The organism is Aeromonas enterica (assembly GCF_054052465.1).
This window is the reverse complement of the sequence record NZ_JBSTYL010000042.1, coordinates 1-20968: the sequence shown is the minus strand read 5'-3', so window position 1 is coordinate 20968 and position 20968 is coordinate 1. Positions and strand designations below refer to the sequence as shown.

The window sequence follows — 20968 nt, the reverse complement described above, 5'->3', positions numbered from 1 at the left end:
ATTACGCTCCTCACTTCGAAAGTCAAGCGATTGTTTTCGCTTTTCTTTCGGCGCCGGCTTCACAAGGAAGCTGGCTCATCAGTCCGGCGTGTTGTGCCGTGCTGGTAGGGGCGCATTATAGGGAGCCGTGCCGCGATGACAAGGGCTTTTTCATCACAATTGTTCGTTCGCTCAGATATGCAGCAAACCCATACCTTTTTGTTCAAAACCCCATCAATTCAGGCTTTGACTGGATTTAAATTGAACATTTGAAAAGTCACTTTATAATTGTCTTTTCAAATGTCAATTAAGGTTTCGCCATGCATCAGATCCTGGATAGCCGCAAAGAAGAACAGATAGTTCCTCTGTTCCGCTTGGGGTTTCGGCCTTTCTTCCTGCTCGGGGCCCTCTTCTCTGCCTTGGCCATGCTGGGCTGGCTGGCACAGCTCAATGGCTGGAGCCTGTTGTCAGGAGTCGGCAACCCCATCTGGTGGCATGCGCACGAGATGCTGTTTGGTTTCGGTGCGGCCATAGTGGCGGGCTTTCTGCTGACCGCCGTACAAAACTGGACGGCCCATCCCGGTGTTCGGGGCTGGCCGCTGGCACTGGTCGTGGGCCTGTGGGCCGTACCTAGGTGCTTGTTGCCCTGGCTGGGAGAAGGGAACCCGGTTCTGATGATGATGGATCTGATGTGGTTACCACTCTGTGCCTGGTTCCTGGCCAAGCCGATCATGGTGACCCGTCAATGGCGCAACCTCTTCTTTGTCCCCCTGCTCGTGGTACTGACTTTGCTCAATGGCGCCAGCTGGTTGTGGCATGAGGAGTGGATCGTCATAGAACATCTGCTGATCACGACAGTGCTGCTGTTCACGACCCTGATTGCCGTGATGGGAGGACGGGTCATCCCCTTCTTTACCGCCCGAGGCACCGGTCTGGAGAAAGCCGCCCCCCTGCCCTGGCTGGAGCGCACAGCACTCGCATCGCTGTGGCTTATCTTGCTGTGCTGGCTGTTGCTCCCCACTCAATGGGCCACCAGCACTTATATGGTGCCTCTATATATAGTGGCGGCAGGCTTGCATCTGTGGCGACAACTGCGCTGGCGCCTGCCGACCCCCCTTGCTCATCCCCTGCTGTGGTCACTGCATCTCGCCTACCTGTTTATTCCCCTCGGTCTACTTGCTCTCGGAGCGCAGGCCGCCGGCCTGCCCATCACCTTGTCGACAGCCAGCCACCTGCTCAGCGCCGGCTGCATGGGTACCATGATCCTGGGGATGATAGCGCGCGTCTCCCTCGGCCATAGCGGCCGAGCCTTGCAGGTGGGGCGCCGGATAAGCTGCGCGTTCGCACTGGTCATAGCGGCAGCCGCGATCCGGGTTGTGATCCCGCTATTCTGGCCTGCCTATACCCTGCACGGCTGGAACCTGAGTGGCCTGGCCTGGGTCAGCGCTTATGGGCTGTTCGTCTGGGTTTATGCCCCCATACTGACCAGCCCCAGAGCGGATGGCCGCCCGGGCTGAGCATCCGGGCTTATTCTCGGGGCCTGGCCGCCGGATAGTGAATCAGGTTGTGAAAGATCGCAGGGGCAATTCCCAGATTGCGATAACCATGGGGGCGGTCGGCGGCAAAGCGCACCGCCTCCCCTTGCACCAGTGAACGCCACTCCCCTTCCACCAGCACCTCCATCAGACCACTGATGACGATAACATGCTCGGTCACACCGGGCTCATGGGGTTCGGATTCGCGCTGATACCCGGGTAGCAGCGTCAGTTCAAATAATTCAAAACCCAATCGCTTCTCGTAAGGAAATAAAGGGGCGACCTGCATGCCCTCTCCCGCAGGCTGCTGGCGAATGGCGTCGGCGGTACGATAGAGCACCTCTCCCTGCGCTGCTGGGGTAGGCTCGATGAAGCTGGAGAAGGAAACCCGAAAACCGGTGGCAATCTTCCACAGGGTCGCCACGGTGGGACTGGACTCTCCCCGCTCAATCTGCCCCAGCATGGCCTTGCTTACCCCCGTCTCACGCGCCGCCACATCCAGGCTCCAGCCCAGTTCGCTGCGCAACCCCTTCAGACGTTGGGCCAGATGCTGATTCATCTCTTGCATGACTGCCTCTTCATTGTCTTGCATGAATCGCCTTGTGCGTTATAGCGCACGACGATATAGTCAGAGCACACATTGTACGTAATAACGCACAATCCGTCACAATCCGACAAGGACGTCACTATGCCCTTCGCCCTTCCCCACCTGGTGGCAGGTTTCATTGCCGTGATAGTCGGCTACACCAGCTCCGTCATCCTGATCATTCAGGCTGCCACGGCGACGGGTGCCGATGCCGCCCAGCTTGCCTCCTGGCTATGGACGCTGGGTATCGGCATGGGAATAAGCTGCATCAGCCTCTCCTTTTATTACCGCATACCCGTATTGACCGCCTGGTCGACCCCGGGGGCCGCCCTGCTGATCACCAGCCTGGGCAACTTCTCCCTGGCTGAGGCCATAGGCGCCTTCGTTATCTCTTCCCTGCTGATCACCCTGTGCGGCATCAGCGGTTGGTTCGATCGTCTGATGCGGTACATCCCGGCTCCGCTGGCCGCCGCCATGCTGGCCGGAGTCTTGCTCAGATTCGGGCTGGATCTGTTCAGGGTCGCGCCACAAGATCCCTTGCTGCTTGGCACCCTGCTGCTGGCCTTCCTGCTGGGGCGTCATCTCTGGCCCCGCTACACCATGGTGCTGGTGCTGGCGATGGGAATAACCATCTGCGCCCTGCGGGGGGACCTGCAACTCGACACGCTTCACTGGCAGCTCGCCAGCCCGGTCTGGACCTGGCCGAGCTTCTCTTTCGATGCTCTATTCGGCATAGCCCTGCCACTTTTCATCGTCACCATGACCTCCCAGAACATGCCCGGCATTACCATATTGCGAGCTCACGGCTATCAACCGGCCACCTCCTCCCTGATCGGCTGGACCGGACTGATCGGCCTGTTGCTGGCCCCCTTCGGCGGTTATGCCTTCAACCTGGCCGCCATTACGGCCGCCATCTGCATGGGCAAAGACGTGGATCCCGATGCCAGCCGTCGCTGGCCGGCCGCCGTCTGGGCTGGCGGCTTCTATCTGCTGACCGGTTGCTTCGGGGCAAGCGTGGCCGCCCTGTTCACCGCCTTTCCTGCGACACTGGTCACCTGCGTGGCCGGGTTGGCCCTGCTCGGCACCATAGGCAGCAGCCTGCACACGGCATTGCAGCAAGACGAAGCACGAGAAGCAGCCCTGCTCACCTTCATCATCACGGCCTCCGGGATCAGCCTGCTGGGTGTCGGCGCCGCCTGCTGGGGGCTGCTCGTCGGTGTCATCCTTCATCACGTCAACCTGCGGAGAAACTGACCTGACCATCTGGGGAGCCTCCCGTGAGACACAGCACATAATTCAGAAAAATTGGTTCACAGCTGAAACTAATTGCCATTAAGTGGTGTCGAGGCACTTCTTCTTCCCCGATGCGTGCCTCATGTCAGACTCATAAACTGGAGAATAATAATGAGGAATCAGGCTGTCATTTTGTTACTGGCACTGCTGGGCGCCACCACCGCCCATGCTGCCGACTCGGATCGGGAGCTGGCACGCCAGCTCGCGCTGCAGCAGAAAAACCTGCTGCCACTGCTGAGCAATCAGGAGTACCAGAGCCCGCTGCCCAACCTGCTGCAAAAAGCCAGTCCACGGCTGAAACGGCAGGCGAGCGATGCCAACCAGGCCGCCATCAGCCGGCAAGGGCTGGACGGTGAGGTCAAGCAGTTGATGCAACTGCGACTGGCCAACCCGGAGCAGGCCGCCGCACTGCAACAAGGGGTCGAACCCCTGGTTGCCTATGTACCGAGCGGAGATGAGAAGAGCTGGAGTGCGATCGAAGCTTTCGACAGCGCCGGCAACCCCGTCTATCTGGATGTGGACAAGGCACCGGCCCGTCCGGTCCTGGTGGTGGAAGCAGATCCCGTCAAGGCCAAAAACGCCGGTCTGAAGGTGATGCGCAAGGCGCTGGCCGCAGCCGATCTGCAGGCTGCCCCGCGCACCGCCGCCAGCACGGCACCGCTCAAGACCAGCATCCTGAAGAAAATTCGGTTGAAGGATGATCAGGAGCCCTGGCTGCTCGGCGCGGCCGAAGTGTATGCGGTGGTCGCCGGGGTCAATCCCAGCCGGGATGAGCCCGTGGTCGACATAGTCGACATGCCATACCTCGACTATGACAACACCGACTACACCCCCAACCAGATCCTGGTGTACTGGGATCGCTACCGCTGGGGTGCCGTCGACATCGTCATGATGGAGCAGGACGACAACGTCAACTACAAGGAGCTGAGCGGCCTGTTCATCGATGCCCTCAAGCTGGCCTTCACCGCCGGCGGTGTGCCGGAGGCCCTGCCCTTCCTCGATCTCGGCGGCCGTATCGTCAAGGCGCTGCCCGACTCCTGGATGACCAACAACGACGACTATCTGGATACCTTCTACACCCTGGAGCAGGATCAGAGTTATCACCAGTATCCGGGGGCCGCCGGCAATGCGGTCATCGATCTCGAACCGAAAGAGATAGCCCCAACCCGGCCTTGACAAGCCGCCATGACAAAAAAGCCAATGAGCGACTCATTGGCTTTTTTTGTGCCTGCGGCAACCTGTGTCAGGCTGGGTCCTTCGGTCTGACCCCCAGGGTATGGCAGATGGCGTAGGTCAGCTCGGAGCGGTTCAGGGTATAGAAGTGGAAATCTTTCACCCCCTCCTGACTCAGCACGCGCACCTGATCGATGGCGATGCTGGCGCCCACCAGGTTGCGGGTCATCTGATCGTTGTCCAGCCCCTCGAAACGCTGATGCATCCAGCGCGGGATCTTAACGTTGGTAAAACCGGCGAACTTGGCCAGAGTCTGGTAGTTGGAGACCGGCAGTATCCCAGGCACGATTTCGGCATCTATGCCGATGGCGGCGCAGCGATCCCGAAAGCGCAGGTAGGTCTCCACATCGAAGAAGAACTGGGTGATGGCACGGTTGGCGCCTGCATCGATCTTGCGCTTGAGGTTAAGCAGGTCGGACTGCGCACTCCTGGCCTCGGGATGGCCTTCCGGATAGGCGGCGACCGAAATATCGAAGTCAGCTTCTGACTTGAGCAGGGCCACCAGATCGGTGGCATACATGTCCGGCTTGTCGAGTCCGGGTGGCAGATCGCCGCGCAGGGCCACGATATGGCGGATGCCGCTGTTCCAGTAGTCGCGGGCTATGGTGCGCAGCTCGTCGCGGCTGGCATCGATGCAGGTCAGGTGAGGCGCCGCGATCAGGCCGGTACGCTCCTTGATGTCCTTGATCACCTTGTGCGTACGATCCCGGGTGCCGGAGTTGGCGCCATAGGTCACGGAGACGAACTTGGGTTCCAGTACTTTCAGCCGTTCGATGGACTGCCAGAGGGTATTTTCCATCCCTTCACTGTTGGGTGGAAAAAATTCGAAACTAACCCCTATGTCACCGCTTAAATCGGCCAAACTCTGGTTGAGTGCCTCAACCTGACGCGCACTGTGAAATCCCATCTGCTCTCTCCCTGTCCCGCAACCCATTCCTCTACGTCAAAACGGATGTTTGGACGTCTAAACGTCTTTCTATCTTTATGAGAAAACGGATCAAAGTCAACACTGATTTACGGATCGAGGCGAGAGGATGGTGTTTATTTCGCAATTAACCTGAAGTAACGATTGGCACCCCATCCCAAAATCCGTGGAGTCGCGTTATGATGAACCCAGATCGTCCTGGACGTTCTGAATCTGCGTGTGATTGTTTGGCCGGAGGCTTCTCCGGCCCCTTTTTCAACCTATTCCCCTCCCTGCCGATAACCAATTGAGCCATTTGCAGGAGCCTCATTATGGATACCCACCCCGGCTTTGCCACCGACTTGCTGTTCGATCGCTATCAGGGCAACGTGGTAGATCATGAGCAATTCTGGGCCGTGCGCACTCCTGATGCCCCTGACTACTATTTTGGCAACTACCTGCTGCTTCCCACCCCGCCCAGCGATCGTGACAAGGGCTGGCTCGAGGCCAGCTTCGACAAGCTGATCGGGCAGGATCCCAGAGTACAACACCGCACCTTTCAATGGCCGCTGGCCGCAGGCCAGAACAGCCGGGTCGCCGGTTTCGTGGCGGCAGGCTATCAATACATGGAGTGCGTAGTGCTGGCGCTGGATGCCCTCGGCTGGCATCAACCGGCGGCTGGCGATCCGACGACGGATGCCCGCCCCTTCGAATCCGCCGACTGGGATGAGTGGCTGACGTTTGAGCTCAATGAGCGTGACCCTGGCCACACGGTGGAGGGCTATCTGCCCTATCTGCAGTCGCGCCGCCGCCTGTACGAGGCCATGATCGCGGATGATCTCGGGCAATGGTGGGGGATCTGGCGAGAAGATCAGCTGGTCGCCAGCTGCGGCCTCTTCTTCACCGACACCATGGGCCGCTTTCAACTGGTGCGCACTCATCAGGATTGGCGCAACCGGGGGCTGTGCCGCCAGCTGCTGAGCCAGGTCGCCCGTCAGGGGCTGAGTCGCGTCAGCCAGCTCATCATAGTGGCCGACGAGCACTACCACGCCCAACGGGTCTACCGCTCCTTGGGCTTCACCCCTGTGGCCCGCATCGGCAGCCTCTGCCGCTGGCCCCACGAGGCACAATAGCCCGGCTGCGGGCAGCAATGAAAACGGGAGGCTGATGCCTCCCGTTGTTTATGGTGTTGCCGGTTATTGCTGCGGCGTCTCCAGCTCGTTGGAGAGCGCCTGTTCCACCTCGGCCGACGGCACAGGTAACGGGGCCGTCGCTGCTGATGCTGGTTCTGCGGGAACAACAGAGGGTGCCACCACTGCCGGCGCTTCACTGGTCGCTGGTGCAGAGGAAACCGCAGCAGCCGGCGCTGAAACCGGAGCCGGGGTGACCGCATCACACTGACAATCCACGCCCTTGGCCTTGTTGCCTTGATGAGCGGGATACCAGCCTTTCAGCCCCTGCTCCAGCCGGTCGGCCGCCGCCTTGGGCTCCATCTTGCCGAGCAGCACGGCCTGACTCACCTCGGCCAGTTCGTCGCCCAGTTTTGGCGTGCCACGGGAGAGGATCTGGGTCGCCACCCGTATGGTGGAGTCACACTGATCGCGCCACTCCATCATCTCCTTCGCCGCCGGATTGGTGACATCGAAGAAGTGGTTGGAGAGGGAGAAGAACCCCGGCAGCGAGTTGGTATAGAGCTCGGCAAACTGCGGGGTAGTCAGCCACTGCAGGAAGGCCATGGCAGCCTCCTTGTTCTTGCTGGCCGGGTTCAGCCCCATGCCGATGTCGGTGTGATCGGTAAAGAAGCAACCATCCCCCTGTTTCGCCACGGGCGGACGCATAACGCCAAAGTCGACCTTGCCGGTGAAGGGGGCGATTTCCCAAGATCCCGCCACATAGAAGGCGGCCTTGCCGGAGGTGAACAACTCATTGGTGGCGGCATAGTCCCGGCTCTCGCCCCCCTCACCCAGGTAGGGGCGCCAGCGGGCCAGCTCCTCAAATACCTTGACGTATTGCGGGTTGTCGAGTCGCTCCTGACCCCCGATCAGCGCCAGACGACCATCTTCCCCCTTCCAGTAGTTGGGACCTATGTTCTGAAAACCGAGTTCGGACGATACCCAGCTTTCGGAGCCACTCATGGCCAGCGGCACATAACGACCATCCGCCTTCACCTTGTCGAGCGCGGCGAAGAAGGCATCGCGGGTTTGTGGCACTGTCAGACCCAACTCACTGAATATCTTCTTGTTGTAGAAAAAGCCGTGAATGACCGAGGCCATGGGCACGCAGAAGGTCTGGGCACCGGAGTCGGTCTGCCAGGGCGACTGGGCAAAACTTGGGAAGTTCTCCATCCCCGACATCTCGGTCAGCTCCGCCAGATGACCGGCCTTGAACAGAGCCAAAGAATCATCAAACGGGCGGCAGGTGATGAGATCCCCCGCCTTGCCATCCTTCAGGCTGGCCCACAGGGTCGGCATGTAGTCGACGTTCTGCACACCGTTGAACTTCACCTGGATACCCGGGTGGGCCGCCTCGAAGGCGGGAATGATCTTCTGTTCCCACAAGGCCTTGTCATCGATCCGCCAGCTCTCGATCACCAGCTCGCTGGCCATCAGCTGACCACACAACAGGAGACTCAGGGCCCCAATCCACTTTTTAGACATAAGCCCTCCTAGACCTTGAAATGTGCGATCAATTGCTGCTGCTTGGCGACCAGATCCGCCAGTACTTCACTGCTGCTGGCCGACTCTCTCGCCTCCCGCTCGGTCTCGTAGGCCACGTCGGCAATGCCGGCGATATGGCGGGCGACGCCCTGACTGACAGAGATCTGCTCCTGGGCGGCATGGGCAACCTGATCCGCCATCGACTTGATGGAGGTCATCCGCTCGGCGATGGACTGCAATGCCAGATCCATCTCGCGGGTCTGCTCAACACAGGTGTGGGTCTGCTCCTGGCTGCGGCCCATCACCTCCACCACCTGCTTGCTCGAGTTTTGCAGGTTCTCGATCATCGCCTGGATCTCTTCGGTCGAGGTCTGGGTGCGGTTGGCGAGCGCTCGCACCTCGTCGGCCACCACGGCGAAGCCGCGACCGGCATCACCGGCCCGGGCCGCTTCGATGGCGGCGTTCAGGGCCAGCAAATTGGTCTGCTCGGCGATGCTGCGGATCACGTCCAGAATGCTGCCGATATTGTTGCTGAACTCGCCCAGCTTGTAGGTGATGCCAACAGCCTCCTCCATGGCGCCAGCCAACTGCTCCGTGATGCGACGAGTGGTGGCCACCTTCTGGCGACCGCTGCGGGCCTCATCATCGGCCAGATCCACTTCCCGCTTGGTACCATCGGTGGAGCGGGCCACCTCGGTGGCACTGACCTCCAGCTCAGTGATGGCGGCGGCGACCTGATCGGTCTGGCTCTTCTGATCCTGCACCCGGGACATGGCGCGTTCGCTGATCTCGGCGGCGCGGCTCGCCTCATCCACCAGATGGCGGGAACCCGCGTTGATCTGGGAGAGCAGCTCCCCCGTCTTGCCAGCCAGGGTGTCGATGGAGCGGGAGAGGGTACCGAACTCGCAGCTGCTGCGGTAATTGATACGGCGGGTCATGTCCCCGGCTGCCATGTAGTTCAGCTCCTTGTTGATCATCTGCAGCGGACGCTGAATGCTGCGCGCCGTGGTGTAGCCAATGATGAGTGCCGCCGCAGCCGAGATGGCGGCGACGATCAGGATCCAGAAGCTGGCACTGCTGACCGCATCATCCGCAGTGATCCGGCTCTGACTGGCAATGGTCCCAGCCGACTGACCCATCTCGTCGAGCAGGCTCAGGCTGTTGACCAGACTGGCGTCTAGCTGCTGATTCAAGGTTTGCATCGATGCTGCTAGTTGCTGGGCATTGCGCATGGTTGCAAGCAAGCCTTGCTGGCCGAGTGCCAACTCCTGCATACGATCCAGATTGGAGACGAAACGCTGCTTCACATCGTCGGGGACCAGCACCCGATCGAGCCGCTTGCGGGCCATCTCGATGTCCTTGCTGAGCACCTTCTCCAGCTCGTTAAGGTCGGTTCTGGCATCAGCCCGGCGAATGTTTTTCAGATCCCGCGCGATACCCGAGGTGATGAGCTCGGCCTTGTTGCGCATGGAGCGCTTGCTGGCGGTCTGCTGCAATAGCAGATCGGCCGCCCATTGGTAGGTGTCTTCCAGCCGGATGAAGGCGATCTCCAGCTTGTGGCGTTGATCGAGGGCGTTGACCCACTGGCTGTGCTGGGAAAGCACCTGCTCCGCCAGTCCATAAAACTGTTTGGTGGCACCATCCACCTGCTGGAAGCGGCCATTGGCCTCTGCCACCCCGGTAAACTTGTCCATCTCCTGGCTCAGCTGTCCAAAGCGGGTCTGCTGCTCCTTGAACTGACTGGCCAGTTGCGGCAGCTGACTTGCATCCTCATTGGTCCGGTACACCAGCACCCAGCGGTTGCTGTCCTGCAGGGCGCCCTTCAAGCCTGCCACCGCAATCACCAGAGGGGTTGCCCGATCGGAGACCTGTGACAAGCCGTCGTTGATGCCCCTGATCTTCAGGGTGCTGATCACGCCCAGCAGGATCAACAGCAGCAGCATCAACACAAATCCGGCGATGATCCGCTGCACAATAGATAAACCCATGGAGACATCCTCACTCATTGGGGGAAAGTAACGTGAACATAGACACTATCGGCACAAGGGGCGAATTATAGAGGGGTGACAGGGGGTATTTTATTGATCTATATGGGGTTGGATCACAGTTGACGAAGGGCGTTTTGGGAGTAAAAGGGCCCGGACTGTGCCGGGCCAAAGAGACATGCTAGCTGTAATAGCCCTTGGGGAGGCCAGCCCTGTGTCCTATCAGAAGCGATAGCCGACACCAAACATGAAGGCCATGGGATCGATGGAGGTCTTGATGGTACCCACGGCTGTGTGCACATCGGTGTCGATATCCATGATCCAGGCGGAAGCGTTGACGAACCAGCGATCGTTGATCGCCATGTCAAGACCGACCTGACCGGCCAGGCCCCAGGAAGAATCCACGCTGACATCGGTTCCTTCCAGTGCGCCGCGGCCCTGCTCATCGAAGAAGGTGGTGTAGTTCACACCGGCACCAATGTAGGGGCGAACCTTGCTTTTGGCATCACCGAAATAGTACTGCGCCATCAGGGTTGGCGGCAGGTGCTTGACCTTGGCGACCTCACCCAGACCAGCAGTGGAAACGGAGTGGGAGAAGGGCGTGGCGGCCAGCAGCTCGACACCCCAGTTATCGGTGATCAGATAAGAGAGGGTCAGACCCAGCTGCATATTGCTGTCAATTTCCAGCTCACCGGTACCCAGCACATCGTCACTGCTCGTTTGAGGAGAGACAAATGCCAGACCACCGCGAACCAGAATATCGCCGGCCTGGTGGGCCATGGCAACGGGAGAGGCAAGTGCAGCGGCGATCATCAGAGGAAGGATCTTTTTCATCACATTTTTCCTTTTAGTTTTCGTTCTATGTTGCAAGCCTGAAAACTATAAAGGGATGTGAATGCGGAGTTATTGATTTAGCTCAAACGTTACCAAGAAATAGATGGATGTGTACGGCAGGTTTCAAACCCCTATGGAAACCACAGATAAAATAAAATCACATACATAACAATGAATTACACAATTAAAGTCGGATGGCAAGCGCACTAAGAGACAATTGGAATATACCTTATTGCAGATTTAAACGGCGAGAAATGGTTGTTTCACCCTGGCAACAAGCGTATTTTTGCGACCAATGTAGCGCAGCTGTAAGCGAAAGTTTATGAAAGAACAAACGAGACGGGAAAAGATCATCGCCATTCTGGCAGCCATATGGGGCATAGGATCCTTTCTGTTTATTTTATTGGGATTCATTCTCGGCATGGCGCTATTAATGCTGACCCGTTAAAGCAGCTGGCCAACGTGGGATGTCTGGCACGACAGCCACTCTCCCACCACTATCTGCTCCGGGCTCAGCCCCCATTGCTCCCGAGCCAGCTCCCCACTGTAGCCACGCCAGCGATCCCGCCCCTCCTGCTTGGCCCGGTATAACGCCATATCCGCCAGTTTGAAGCTGAGATTCCAGAACGAATCTTCCAGTTCCCGGTGCAGGGGATAGCTGCAATATCCCAGCGATGCCGTCATCTTGAGCGGCAGCTCCTCACGCCCGAACCTGTACTCGGCAATCTTGCGGCGCAAACGCTCGACCCGACTCACAACCTGTGTCGCCTCCTCGCACGTGAGCAACAGCAGGAACTCCTCCCCACCCAGCCGGATCAGTGGTTCCTCCTCACCGAGGGCGGCACGCAGCAGCTCAGCGAGCTGACACAACACCAAGTCGCCGATATCGTGCCCGAAACGATCGTTGACCTGCTTGAAGTGGTCCAGATCCAGGATCACCAGCATCCGGGCGGCGGTGACGTTATCCCGGCTCAGCAGCCATTCGTCGAGGTAGCGCCGGTTGAAGGCATGAGTCAACGGATCCGTGTAGGCGGCAGTCTCCATCTTGGAAGAGTGCGCCTGCAAGGCACTGTGGTGCAGACTGATCTTGGCCGCCATCTCCCGGAATTTGCGGCTGAGCAGCGCCATCTCCTGGCTGCTGTCGATGATCGGCAGCACGCTCACGTCCTGTCTCTCGCCAAATTTCTGCAGCGCCTTCACCAGCTCGCTGACCGGCCCCAGTACAATGGCCCGCAACCGCGCCAGCGCCATCAAGATGCAGGCCAGACTGATCAGCAGCATGCCGACGAAGGTCCAGATAGCCCCCTCCATCGCCCCCTGCAACACATCACGATCGTCTTCCACTATCAGGGTCAGCACGGGGTCGCCATTGCTGTCGAGCAGCAGCCCCTCTCCCCTGACCCGCTGCAGCCCCAGCTCAACCAGGCGATAGCTCATCTGTGGCTTGAGTGGCTTGAAGGAGAGGAAGTTATCGGAAGGCTTCGGCTGGGAAAGGGTCAAAGAGAGGGCGGTACGCTCCGCCAGATCATGCAGATAGCGAGCATCCAGCCAGCGAGTCACCAACAGATAACCATTGGGTGTGGCGTTCCCCAAGGTGTTGGTCACCGGCTGGAGCGAGTAGATGAGCGGCCCCCACTGGGATCCCCTCACTCCGCTCAGGCTGCGCATCCCCTCCTGACGGGATTCCCGCAGCAACTGCAGCTTGAGGTCATCCAGGAAGAAGGGAAGCAGGGTCGTGTCCGTGCCTGGCGTCTCGGGCAGCAGGGTGCGAGTCCAGATCTCGGCCCCGTGCAAATCCATATAGCTCAATACATTGAGTTCGAAATCCCGCATCGGGGTATCGACCAGCAGATTGGAATGGATATAGGCCTGATTGGGGTGGGCCAAAAAGCGATAGCTCTCATCCCAGATGCCCCAATCCCGGGTGAAGGCATTGATGGCGCTGATGTCACCCTGTACCGCCTTGATCACCCGCTGCAGGTGATCCTTCATCCGCCGCTCCTCAACCCGCTGCGCCGCTGGCACCTGAGCCAGGGCGATCACGATGAGCAGCATCAGAATGGCGCCGGCCCAGACGGGAAACATGGAGTAGGCCAGCAAATGATCGATGGAGCGGGAAGGTTGAGCCATGAACGCCAATATCCTTTGGACGGCAAACAAGGGAGAGAAAACTGTCTTGCACCAAGTATGGAGTATCCGCCTCCTGGGGCGGCAACTGAATCACTTCCATAAAAAACAAGGGGCCAGGGGCCCCTTGTTTCATTGCTGCCGCGATTATCTTGTCAACAGCGGGGCCAAGAAGCGCGCCGTATGAGAATCCTCACAGAGACTGATCTGCTCCGGCGTGCCGGTCACCAGGATACGGCCGCCACCGGCACCGCCCTCGGGCCCCAGATCGACGATCCAGTCGGCGGTTTTGATGACGTCCAGGTTGTGCTCGATGATGACGATGGTGTTACCCCGATCCCGCAGCTGGTGCAGCACCTTGAGCAGCTGCTGTATGTCGTGGAAGTGCAGGCCCGTGGTCGGCTCATCCAGAATATAGAGGGTCTGGCCCGTGTCGCGCTTGGAGAGCTCCCGCGCCAGCTTGACCCGCTGTGCCTCACCACCGGACAACGTGGTAGCCGACTGGCCGAGCCGGATGTAGGAGAGGCCCACATCCATCAGGGTTTGCAGCTTGCGCGCCACCGCCGGCACAGGGTCGAAGAAGGCTCTGGCATCTTCCACCGTCATGTCGAGGATCTCGTGGATGTTCTTGCCCTTGTACTTCACCTCCAGGGTCTCGCGGTTGTAGCGCTTGCCCTTGCAGACGTCGCACGGCACATAGACATCCGGCAGGAAGTGCATCTCCACCTTGATGACGCCATCCCCCTGGCACGCCTCGCAGCGGCCACCTTTCACGTTGAAGGAGAAACGACCCGGCTGGTAGCCCCGGGAACGTGCCTCCTGGGTGCCGGAGAGCAGCTCGCGGATCGGGGTGAACAGGCCGGTATAGGTGGCCGGGTTGGATCGCGGGGTACGGCCGATCGGGCTCTGGTCGATATCCACCACCTTGTCCAGATGCTCCAGCCCCTCGACGCTGCGATAAGGCGCCGGTGTGGATTCAGTCGCCTTGTTGAGCTCGCGATGGGCGATGCGGAACAGGGTATCGTTGATCAGGGTCGACTTGCCGGAGCCGGAGACGCCGGTGACGCAGGTCATCACCCCGATGGGCAGATCCAGATTGACGTTGCGCAGGTTGTTGCCGCTCGCCCCCTTGAGTTTCAACCACTTGTCTGTGAGCGGAGTACGCACTTCAGGAATGGCAATCTGCTTGCGGCCGGAGAGGTAGTCACCGGTCAGGGAGGCGGGATTATCGATGATCTGCTGGGGCGTCCCCTGGGCCACTATGTTGCCGCCGTGTACCCCGGCGCCCGGGCCTATGTCGAGCACGTGGTCGGCGAGGCGAATGGCATCCTCGTCGTGCTCCACCACTATCACCGTATTGCCGAGGTCGCGCAGGTGGGTGAGTGTCTTGAGCAGCCGCTCGTTGTCGCGCTGATGCAGGCCTATGCTGGGCTCATCCAGCACATACATGACCCCCACCAGGCCGGCGCCTATCTGGCTCGCCAGCCGGATGCGCTGGGCTTCCCCGCCGGAGAGGGTCTCGGCACTGCGCGACAGGCTCAGGTAGTTGAGGCCCACGTTCACCAGGAAGCCGAGCCGCTCGATGATCTCTTTGAGGATCTTCTCGGCGATCTGGGCGCGCTGGCCGGTCAGACTCAGCCCCTCGAAGAAGGCGAGTGCATCACCGATGGACTGTTCCGCGATGGCGGGCAGGTTGCGGTTGTCCACAAACACGTGGCGCGCCTCTTCCCGCAATCGGCTGCCACCGCAGCTGGCGCAGGATTTGTTGGCTATGTACTTGGAAAGCTCTTCGCGCACCGAGTTGGACTCTGTCTCCCGGTAGCGCCGCTCCATGTTGTGCAGGATCCCCTCGAACGGATGCTTGCGCACCACCACATCGCCGCGGTCGTTCATGTAGCGGAACTCGACCTCGGTACGCCCCGAGCCGCGTAGTATCACCTCCTGGGTCTTGAGCGGCAGATCCTCCCACGCCGCCTCCAGATCGAACTGATAGTGATCGGAGAGGGACTTGAGCATCTGGAAGTAGTAGAAGCTGCGCTTGTCCCAGCCACGGATGGCACCGTTGGCCAGGCTGATGGCCGGATCGCCGATCACCTTGGCCGGATCGAAATACTGCTGCACCCCGAGGCCGTCACAGGTGGGGCAGGCGCCGGCCGGGTTGTTGAACGAGAAGATGCGCGGCTCAAGCTCCGACATGGAGTAGCCGCACTCGGGGCAGGCAAAATTGGCGGAGAAGGTCATGGGGGCAACCCCCTCCTCCCCATCCATCGGCACCACCAATACGATGCCGCCGGAGAGGGTCAGCGCCGTCTCGAACGATTCGGCCAGGCGCAGCGCCAGGTCATCGCGCACCTTGAAGCGGTCGACTACCACCTCAATGGTGTGCTTCTTGTGCAGCTCCAGGGTGGGAGGATCGGAGAGATCGCACACCTCGCCATCGATACGGGCACGGATATAGCCCTGCGCCGCCAGGTTTTCCAGCAGCTTGCTATGCTCCCCCTTGCGATCCCGCACCACCGGGGCCAGCAGCATCAGCTTGCTGCCCTCGGGCTGGGCCAGCACCTGATCCACCATCTGGCTGATGGTCTGGGCGGCGAGCGGAATGGCGTGGGTCGGGCAGCGGGGTTCACCTACCCGCGCAAACAGCAGGCGCAGATAATCATAGATTTCGGTGATGGTGCCGACGGTCGAGCGCGGGTTGTGGGAGGTGGACTTCTGCTCGATGGAGATGGCAGGGGAGAGCCCCTCGATATGATCCACATCCGGCTTCTCCATCAGGGAGAGAAACTGGCGAGCATAGGCGGAGAGCGACTCCACATAACGGCGCTGCCCCTCGGCATAGAGGGTATCGAACGCAAGGGAAGACTTGCCGGAACCGGAGAGACCTGTGACCACGATCAGCTTGTCGCGGGGCAGGGTCAGATTGATGTTCTTGAGATTGTGGGTGCGGGCACCCCGAATCACGATTTTTTCCATCTTTTGCACGCTCGATACACAAACCAGAGCGAAGCAGTATGGCATAGAGACTACTGGATGAATAGACAGGCTTCATCCATCATCCCCAGCGATTTCAGAGATACTCCTTGGCCCAGCTCACCGCCTGCAAGCGGTTCTTTACGTTCAACTTCTTGAACACATTGTAGAGGTGGGACTTGATGGTGTGCTCGCTCACGAACAGGCTGTCGGCAATCTCGGTATTGGAGGCCCCCGTCATCAGGTAACGGATGATCTCCTGCTCACGCACGGTCAGCAACGTCTGGTTGCGCAGGTGATGCTCCCCGCCCTTGCGGTAGTAGTTGACCAGGTCGCACAGCAGGTGGCGCGGGATCCAGTACTCCCCCTGCAGCACCTTGCGAATGCCGAGCACCAGCCGATCCAGCGGATCCTGACGGAAGAAGAGTCCGCTGGTGTGGGGCCACATCAGCAGCAACTCCCGATCCGTGCTGGTCGGGGCATTGAGCAACACCGTATTGGCCTCACCGAAGCGGCTGGAGATCTCCCGTGACCAGCCCGACTGCTGGCTTGACTTGAGGTAATCCAGATCGACCAGAAACAAGGGATGCAGCTCGAGTTCATCCTGCTGCGGCAGGGTTTCCAGCATACTCACCAGCAGTATGGGGAGCGCCAGCTGCTCGGTCAGATAGCTCTGAAAACTGATCGCCTGCACATTATTTTCAGTAACCAGTACGATGGGATATGGGGTGGTCATGAAGAGCACGTCCTTGAACATTCAGGCCATGGTTTTTTTGGCAGCAGAGAGTACCAAGCCCCTCGATCGGCGCAGCATTAAAAAAGTATTAGACACAAGTGTGCCTCCTTTGAAACTCACCAATTTCCCAAGCAATACAAATGACTAGCCATACCCCCCCATTTGGGTGGAATGCTGGCATCCCGACAGACAGAGGCTGTCGCATCGCAGTTAAACAGCCTTTTCGCACCACGGCTTCGCTGGTAAGAGCCCACACCTTGCTGCTCACTTGCTGGTCAAGGTCTGCCTCGTGTAAGTTAAGTCCCCGGTCCGGGGAAACGAGATGAGCGAGGCAGGAAGAAGGCGCTCTTTCTCCCCAAAACTGTTACTATTGCGGGCAAAATCTGGAAACGGGACGGCAGCCGACAGGTTGATCAAACCGGGTGCAGTCATCACTTGAGTGGCAGTGTCGTCCAGCGATGCTGCGTATCTGACAGAAAACAAACGCTATGTTGAATTGGTCCGGGCATATGGCCTGGCCGGTATATAAAGGGTGGAAGAGAGATTATGGCCAGTCGAGGCATCAATAAAGTCATTCTGATCGGTAACCTGGGACAAGACCCGGAAGTGCGCTACATGCCGAGTGGCGGTGCCGTGACCAACATCACCCTGGCCACCTCAGAAACCTGGCGCGACAAGCAGACCGGCGAGCAGAAAGAGCGTACCGAGTGGCACCGCGTGGTGTTCATGGGCAAGCTGGCCGAAGTGGCAGGCGAGTACCTGAAGAAGGGCTCCCAAGTCTATGTCGAAGGGAAACTGCAAACCCGCAAGTGGCAGGATCAGAGCGGCCAGGAGCGCTACACCACCGAAGTGCTGGTAGACAGCTTCAGCGGCGTGATGCAGATGCTGGGTGGCCGTCCGCAAGGTGGTGCCGGTCAGAGCATGGGCGGTCAACCCCAAGGCAACTGGGGTCAGCCACAACAAGGCATGCCCGCCCAGCAGCCAATGAACCAGGCTCGCCCTGCTGCCGCTCCGCAGCAAAACATGCAACCGCAGCAAGGCGGATACGGCCGTCCGGCCCAGCAGCCCCAGTCTGCCCCGCCGGTATACAACGAGCCGCCGATGGATTTCGATGACGACATCCCATTTTGATCGGCAACGTATTACCATAAGGCCCTGTTCATTCAGGGCCTTTTTTTGCCTGTTATTGACGCAGCCTCGCCATGCCGTACTGTTCCTGTGCAAACTTGCCGGGTATTTTCCCCGCATGACATGCCTTGGGCTTATGATCGGGGTGACCTGTTTGCCAGAGAGAACACATGGGGTTTCTGTATCGCTTTCTACTGCTCGCCGTTTACCTGACCGTCACCATGGCGGCGCCCTTGTTTGCGGCAGCCGAGCCGCTGCGGGTGGGCGTCAGCTTCGCCATCCCTCCTTATGTGATAGAAGAAGAGGGCCGCGGGATAGAGCTCGATCTGCTGAGAGAGGCTTTTCGCAACAGCGGCTATGAGCCCAGTTTTGAATATTTGCCGCTGGAACGTACCTTCCGGATGCTGGAGTCCGGCAAGCTGGATGCCATCATCAACGTCAAACCCGGCATGCTGAGCGATGTCTTCCTGTCACAACCGGTAATCACCTTCCACAACCGGGTATTCACCCTCAGCAAGACAGATATCAGCACTCTGGATGATATGAAAACACTGCGAGTCAGTGCCTTCCAGCGTGCACACCGGGTACTGGGCAGCGATTTTGCCAGCATGGCCGAACAGAACCCCCGCTATGAAGAAGTCGCCAAACAGCAAGGGCAGGTTCATAGATTGATGCTGGGGCGGGTAGATGCCGTGGTCCTGGAACAGCGGGTGTTTTACTACTATCTGGCGCAACTGGCCGACAGCAAATATGGCGCCGAGCTCTACGCACCCGGCCGGGTCAGGCAATATGACCTGTTTGTCCCCACCCAGTATCACTTTGCCTTTCGCCAAGCGGTACAACAGCGCTGGTTTGATCGCCAGTTGAACGCCATGCGGGCCGATGGCCGGTACCAGAAGATCTTCGAGACGTATGGCGCCACGCCTTGAGTCAGAAACATAAAAGCCAGCCTGTGACAGGCTGGCTTGATACTGGCTCCGGAGGAACTACAGCATGGAGGAGCGTTACTTGATCGCGCTGCCGTTTTTCAGATCTGCTTTCTGACGTTTGGCTTCGCGTTTCTCTTTCAGTGACAACTGCGGCTTTTTCTTGGCATCTTTGCCGTTGTGATGTTCTTTGTTACTCATCATCAAACTCCAAAAATGTTACCCAGACAGTTGGAACCCAGGTTCCAGCATGCCATCCGAATCGTAGACTTCAGTACGCTTTCAGTGACGACCTGTTGATCGCACTGACTCCAGCATACCCCCAATCTTGCGCAAGAATCCACCCTCATCCGTCAGGCTTCATTCTGGGCCGGGTTCCGGCGATCTCAGGATGCGACGGGCGAGGGCATGAACGACCAGAAAACCTGAATATTCCTTATGAAATCTGGCCCTCTCGACTTATTTAAGTACCAGCTGAAATAAATCACCAAAAGCAGAAGACAACTATTAATTAAATGAGAGGTGGTAATTTAGATAAGCATTCTCACTCTCGCCAGAAACAAAATGTTACAACCTGCCGCAGTCGTTTTATTTTCAAGCTGATATTATCCAATATTATTTGCGAAAATATTATATCGAGAATAAGGATATCCCATGACCAGAAAAACCAGAGCGGCCTTGGTCTCGGTTTTCTCCAATATCACACTGATTATCATGAAGATATTTGCCGGAATCCTGAGTGGCTCCGTCAGTATTATTTCCGAAGCCATTCACTCGGCAATGGACCTGGTTGCAGCCCTTATCGCCCTGTTTGCGGTACGTCGGTCGGATATTCCACCCGATCAACGCCACCCCTATGGCCATGATAAGATCGAAAACGTCTCCGGCGTCATAGAGGCCCTGTTGATCCTGCTGGCCGCGGGCTGGATCATCTTCGAAGCCATCGGCAAGTTGATCACACCAACGCCGATCGACAGCGTGGGCTTTGGCGTGCTGGTCATGCTGATATCGGCACTGGTCAACAGCGGTGTTTCCACCTATCTCTACCGGGTGGCGAAAGAGGAAGAATCCGTCGCTCTGGCCGCCGATGCCCTGCACCTCAAGGCAGACGTATTGACCTCTCTCGGGGTCGCGGTCGGCCTGCTAGGCATCTGGATCGCCGACGGACTGGGCTACAACCTCTATCTGCTCGACCCCATAGTGGCCATCTGCGTGGCGATCTTCATTCTCCGGGAAGCCATCTCCATGCTCAATCAGGCCTTTCAGCCCCTGCTGGATCACAGCATGAGCGAGGAGGAGCTGGCCATCACCACTCAGGTGATAGAGCAGTGCTGCCCCGAGCATGGTGGCTTTCACGCTCTGCGCAGCCGTCAGGCCGGACGCCGTCGTCACATCGATTTCCACCTGACCCTGCCCAAGGAGATGAGCATAGAGCACTCCCATGCCATCTGTGATCGGATAGAACAGGGCATAATGCGCCACCTGCCCCATGCCATAGTGCTGATCCATGTCGAACCGAGCGGCCACGGTTGAGAGACGTGCGATTCAAACCGGAAAATGCGAGAAATCTGTAGTGAACTGGCAGATAAATAACGGAAAAAAGCGTGGAACACGCACTTTTATGGCCATAGAGCGCATTGCGTAAGAAATAGTCGGCGAAAATGTGTTAGGGTATCCCATCCCCCAGCCGCCAGGAGCGCGCCGTGAAAAAGTTGGAAATGAAAGACCTCACCGAGGCCGAAAAGGCCGAGATAACCCTGTTGCTCCAAAAAGCCCAGGCCAATGCTGACCATCAGCTGACCAACGCAGAACGTAACAGGATCCGTGAGGAAGGCCGGCTTAAAATCGTGGCAGATCGTGCAGAGGCGGCCAAGGTGGCCTCCAAACTGGCTCGGGAGAAGGCCAAAGAACGGGCCAGAAATCAGGTCTTGCCAGAAACCTTCAGCTGGATCGACTCCGTCAGCAACAAGTTTCGCAGCAAGCGCTGAATTCGCGCATGCTTGATGAACGCCCCCCCCCACCGCCCCCGGTGGGCGGGGGTTTTGCGTTAATGCACAGCGGCAAACAACGAA

General features: G+C 58.7%; 19 protein-coding genes. 10 read left to right on the top strand and 9 right to left on the bottom strand.

Annotated elements, in window-relative coordinates:
* Both ACW5XD_RS23125 and ACW5XD_RS23120 read left to right on the top strand, forming a co-directional pair.
* Positions 1 to 239: hypothetical protein (locus ACW5XD_RS23125; RefSeq protein WP_456496917.1), on the top strand; the 239-nt coding region annotated here is incomplete at its 5' end.
* 60 nt (positions 240 to 299) lie between these two features.
* Positions 300 to 1496, top strand: coding sequence for an NnrS family protein (locus ACW5XD_RS23120; RefSeq protein ID WP_456496916.1), 1197 nt, complete (start codon positions 300 to 302; stop codon positions 1494 to 1496).
* Between the two features lie 10 nt (positions 1497 to 1506).
* Here the strand turns inward: ACW5XD_RS23120 and ACW5XD_RS23115 are convergent, their stop codons facing one another.
* Positions 1507 to 2082: a helix-turn-helix domain-containing protein gene (locus ACW5XD_RS23115; RefSeq protein ID WP_456496915.1), complete on the bottom strand. Its 576-nt coding sequence runs from the start codon at positions 2080 to 2082 to the stop codon at positions 1507 to 1509.
* Between the two features lie 120 nt (positions 2083 to 2202).
* Between ACW5XD_RS23115 and ACW5XD_RS23110 the strand changes: the two genes are divergently transcribed.
* Together ACW5XD_RS23110 and ACW5XD_RS23105 are read left to right on the top strand one after the other, a co-directional pair.
* Positions 2203 to 3354: a benzoate/H(+) symporter BenE family transporter gene (locus ACW5XD_RS23110; protein ID WP_456496914.1), complete on the top strand. Its 1152-nt coding sequence runs from the start codon at positions 2203 to 2205 to the stop codon at positions 3352 to 3354.
* Between the two features lie 150 nt (positions 3355 to 3504).
* On the top strand, positions 3505 to 4569 hold the full coding sequence (locus ACW5XD_RS23105; RefSeq protein WP_065402590.1) for a DUF3103 family protein: 1065 nt from the start codon (positions 3505 to 3507) through the stop codon (positions 4567 to 4569).
* A gap of 67 nt (positions 4570 to 4636) precedes the next feature.
* Here the strand turns inward: ACW5XD_RS23105 and metF are convergent, their stop codons facing one another.
* Positions 4637 to 5533, bottom strand: coding sequence for a methylenetetrahydrofolate reductase (metF, locus tag ACW5XD_RS23100; RefSeq protein ID WP_021140731.1), 897 nt, complete (start codon positions 5531 to 5533; stop codon positions 4637 to 4639).
* A 329-nt stretch (positions 5534 to 5862) separates the two neighbouring features.
* On the opposite strand from metF, the gene ACW5XD_RS23095 reads away from it, so the two are divergent.
* Positions 5863 to 6663, top strand: coding sequence for a GNAT family N-acetyltransferase (locus ACW5XD_RS23095; protein WP_456496913.1), 801 nt, complete (start codon positions 5863 to 5865; stop codon positions 6661 to 6663).
* Between the two features lie 63 nt (positions 6664 to 6726).
* Here ACW5XD_RS23095 and ACW5XD_RS23090 read toward each other — a convergent pair whose 3' ends face one another.
* The 3 genes from ACW5XD_RS23090 to ACW5XD_RS23080 form a co-directional block, all read right to left on the bottom strand.
* Positions 6727 to 8187, bottom strand: coding sequence for an ABC transporter substrate-binding protein (locus ACW5XD_RS23090; RefSeq protein WP_456496912.1), 1461 nt, complete (start codon positions 8185 to 8187; stop codon positions 6727 to 6729).
* Between the two features lie 8 nt (positions 8188 to 8195).
* A complete protein-coding gene (locus tag ACW5XD_RS23085) occupies positions 8196 to 10175 on the bottom strand; it encodes a methyl-accepting chemotaxis protein (protein WP_456496911.1) in 1980 nt (659 codons plus the stop codon).
* Positions 10176 to 10394: 219 nt separating this feature from the next.
* On the bottom strand, positions 10395 to 11006 hold the full coding sequence (locus tag ACW5XD_RS23080; protein ID WP_042865943.1) for an OmpW family outer membrane protein: 612 nt from the start codon (positions 11004 to 11006) through the stop codon (positions 10395 to 10397).
* Positions 11007 to 11328: 322 nt separating this feature from the next.
* On the opposite strand from ACW5XD_RS23080, the gene ACW5XD_RS23075 reads away from it, so the two are divergent.
* Entirely contained in the window at positions 11329 to 11454 is a 126-nt protein-coding gene (locus tag ACW5XD_RS23075; RefSeq protein ID WP_264303493.1) for a hypothetical protein, read from the top strand.
* Here the strand turns inward: ACW5XD_RS23075 and ACW5XD_RS23070 are convergent.
* The 3 genes from ACW5XD_RS23070 to ACW5XD_RS23060 all read right to left on the bottom strand — a co-directional run bounded on the left by ACW5XD_RS23070 (position 11451) and on the right by ACW5XD_RS23060 (position 16863).
* Complete coding sequence (locus ACW5XD_RS23070) at positions 11451 to 13136, bottom strand: sensor domain-containing diguanylate cyclase (RefSeq protein ID WP_456496910.1); 1686 nt, start codon at positions 13134 to 13136, stop codon at positions 11451 to 11453. The two genes, ACW5XD_RS23075 and ACW5XD_RS23070, sit on opposite strands and share 4 nt — an antisense overlap.
* Before the next feature lie 144 nt (positions 13137 to 13280).
* Positions 13281 to 16109 carry an excinuclease ABC subunit UvrA gene (uvrA, locus tag ACW5XD_RS23065; protein ID WP_456496909.1) on the bottom strand — a complete coding sequence of 943 codons (2829 nt, stop codon included), beginning with the start codon at positions 16107 to 16109 and terminating at the stop codon, positions 13281 to 13283.
* Positions 16110 to 16203: 94 nt separating this feature from the next.
* Positions 16204 to 16863: a LuxR C-terminal-related transcriptional regulator gene (locus ACW5XD_RS23060; RefSeq protein WP_456496908.1), complete on the bottom strand. Its 660-nt coding sequence runs from the start codon at positions 16861 to 16863 to the stop codon at positions 16204 to 16206.
* A 525-nt stretch (positions 16864 to 17388) separates the two neighbouring features.
* On the opposite strand from ACW5XD_RS23060, the gene ACW5XD_RS23055 reads away from it, so the two are divergent.
* Both ACW5XD_RS23055 and ACW5XD_RS23050 read left to right on the top strand, forming a co-directional pair.
* Positions 17389 to 17973, top strand: coding sequence for a single-stranded DNA-binding protein (locus tag ACW5XD_RS23055; RefSeq protein WP_456496907.1), 585 nt, complete (start codon positions 17389 to 17391; stop codon positions 17971 to 17973).
* 167 nt (positions 17974 to 18140) lie between these two features.
* Positions 18141 to 18899, top strand: coding sequence for a substrate-binding periplasmic protein (locus tag ACW5XD_RS23050; protein ID WP_456496906.1), 759 nt, complete (start codon positions 18141 to 18143; stop codon positions 18897 to 18899).
* Positions 18900 to 18974: 75 nt separating this feature from the next.
* Here ACW5XD_RS23050 and ACW5XD_RS23045 read toward each other — a convergent pair whose 3' ends face one another.
* Complete coding sequence (locus ACW5XD_RS23045) at positions 18975 to 19097, bottom strand: hypothetical protein (RefSeq protein WP_098981751.1); 123 nt, start codon at positions 19095 to 19097, stop codon at positions 18975 to 18977.
* Between the two features lie 453 nt (positions 19098 to 19550).
* Between ACW5XD_RS23045 and ACW5XD_RS23040 the strand changes: the two genes are divergently transcribed.
* Together ACW5XD_RS23040 and ACW5XD_RS23035 are read left to right on the top strand one after the other, a co-directional pair.
* The gene (locus ACW5XD_RS23040; RefSeq protein ID WP_456496905.1) at positions 19551 to 20429 is read left to right on the top strand and encodes a cation diffusion facilitator family transporter; all 879 of its coding nucleotides are present in this window, start codon (positions 19551 to 19553) and stop codon (positions 20427 to 20429) included.
* 170 nt (positions 20430 to 20599) lie between these two features.
* Positions 20600 to 20884, top strand: coding sequence for a DUF3811 domain-containing protein (locus ACW5XD_RS23035; RefSeq protein WP_011899186.1), 285 nt, complete (start codon positions 20600 to 20602; stop codon positions 20882 to 20884).
* The last annotated feature ends 84 nt before the right edge of the window (positions 20885 to 20968 follow it).

Bases quoted from the DNA above. Each gene is read 5' to 3' on its own strand.
- ACW5XD_RS23115 (WP_456496915.1), bottom strand. From the start codon at position 2,082: ATGCAAGAGATGAATCAGCATCTGGCCCAACGTCTGAAGGGGTTGCGC.
- ACW5XD_RS23040 (WP_456496905.1), top strand. From the start codon at position 19,551: ATGACCAGAAAAACCAGAGCGGCCTTGGTCTCGGTTTTCTCCAATATC.
- ACW5XD_RS23090 (WP_456496912.1), bottom strand. From the start codon at position 8,187: ATGTCTAAAAAGTGGATTGGGGCCCTGAGTCTCCTGTTGTGTGGTCAG.
- ACW5XD_RS23055 (WP_456496907.1), top strand. From the start codon at position 17,389: ATGGCCAGTCGAGGCATCAATAAAGTCATTCTGATCGGTAACCTGGGA.
- ACW5XD_RS23105 (WP_065402590.1), top strand. From the start codon at position 3,505: ATGAGGAATCAGGCTGTCATTTTGTTACTGGCACTGCTGGGCGCCACC.
- ACW5XD_RS23110 (WP_456496914.1), top strand. From the start codon at position 2,203: ATGCCCTTCGCCCTTCCCCACCTGGTGGCAGGTTTCATTGCCGTGATA.
- ACW5XD_RS23075 (WP_264303493.1), top strand. From the start codon at position 11,329: ATGAAAGAACAAACGAGACGGGAAAAGATCATCGCCATTCTGGCAGCC.
- ACW5XD_RS23045 (WP_098981751.1), bottom strand. From the start codon at position 19,097: ATGAGTAACAAAGAACATCACAACGGCAAAGATGCCAAGAAAAAGCCG.
- ACW5XD_RS23070 (WP_456496910.1), bottom strand. From the start codon at position 13,136: ATGGCTCAACCTTCCCGCTCCATCGATCATTTGCTGGCCTACTCCATG.
- ACW5XD_RS23050 (WP_456496906.1), top strand. From the start codon at position 18,141: ATGGGGTTTCTGTATCGCTTTCTACTGCTCGCCGTTTACCTGACCGTC.
- ACW5XD_RS23060 (WP_456496908.1), bottom strand. From the start codon at position 16,863: ATGTTCAAGGACGTGCTCTTCATGACCACCCCATATCCCATCGTACTG.
- ACW5XD_RS23095 (WP_456496913.1), top strand. From the start codon at position 5,863: ATGGATACCCACCCCGGCTTTGCCACCGACTTGCTGTTCGATCGCTAT.
- uvrA (WP_456496909.1), bottom strand. From the start codon at position 16,109: ATGGAAAAAATCGTGATTCGGGGTGCCCGCACCCACAATCTCAAGAAC.
- ACW5XD_RS23085 (WP_456496911.1), bottom strand. From the start codon at position 10,175: ATGGGTTTATCTATTGTGCAGCGGATCATCGCCGGATTTGTGTTGATG.
- metF (WP_021140731.1), bottom strand. From the start codon at position 5,533: ATGGGATTTCACAGTGCGCGTCAGGTTGAGGCACTCAACCAGAGTTTG.
- ACW5XD_RS23080 (WP_042865943.1), bottom strand. From the start codon at position 11,006: ATGAAAAAGATCCTTCCTCTGATGATCGCCGCTGCACTTGCCTCTCCC.
- ACW5XD_RS23120 (WP_456496916.1), top strand. From the start codon at position 300: ATGCATCAGATCCTGGATAGCCGCAAAGAAGAACAGATAGTTCCTCTG.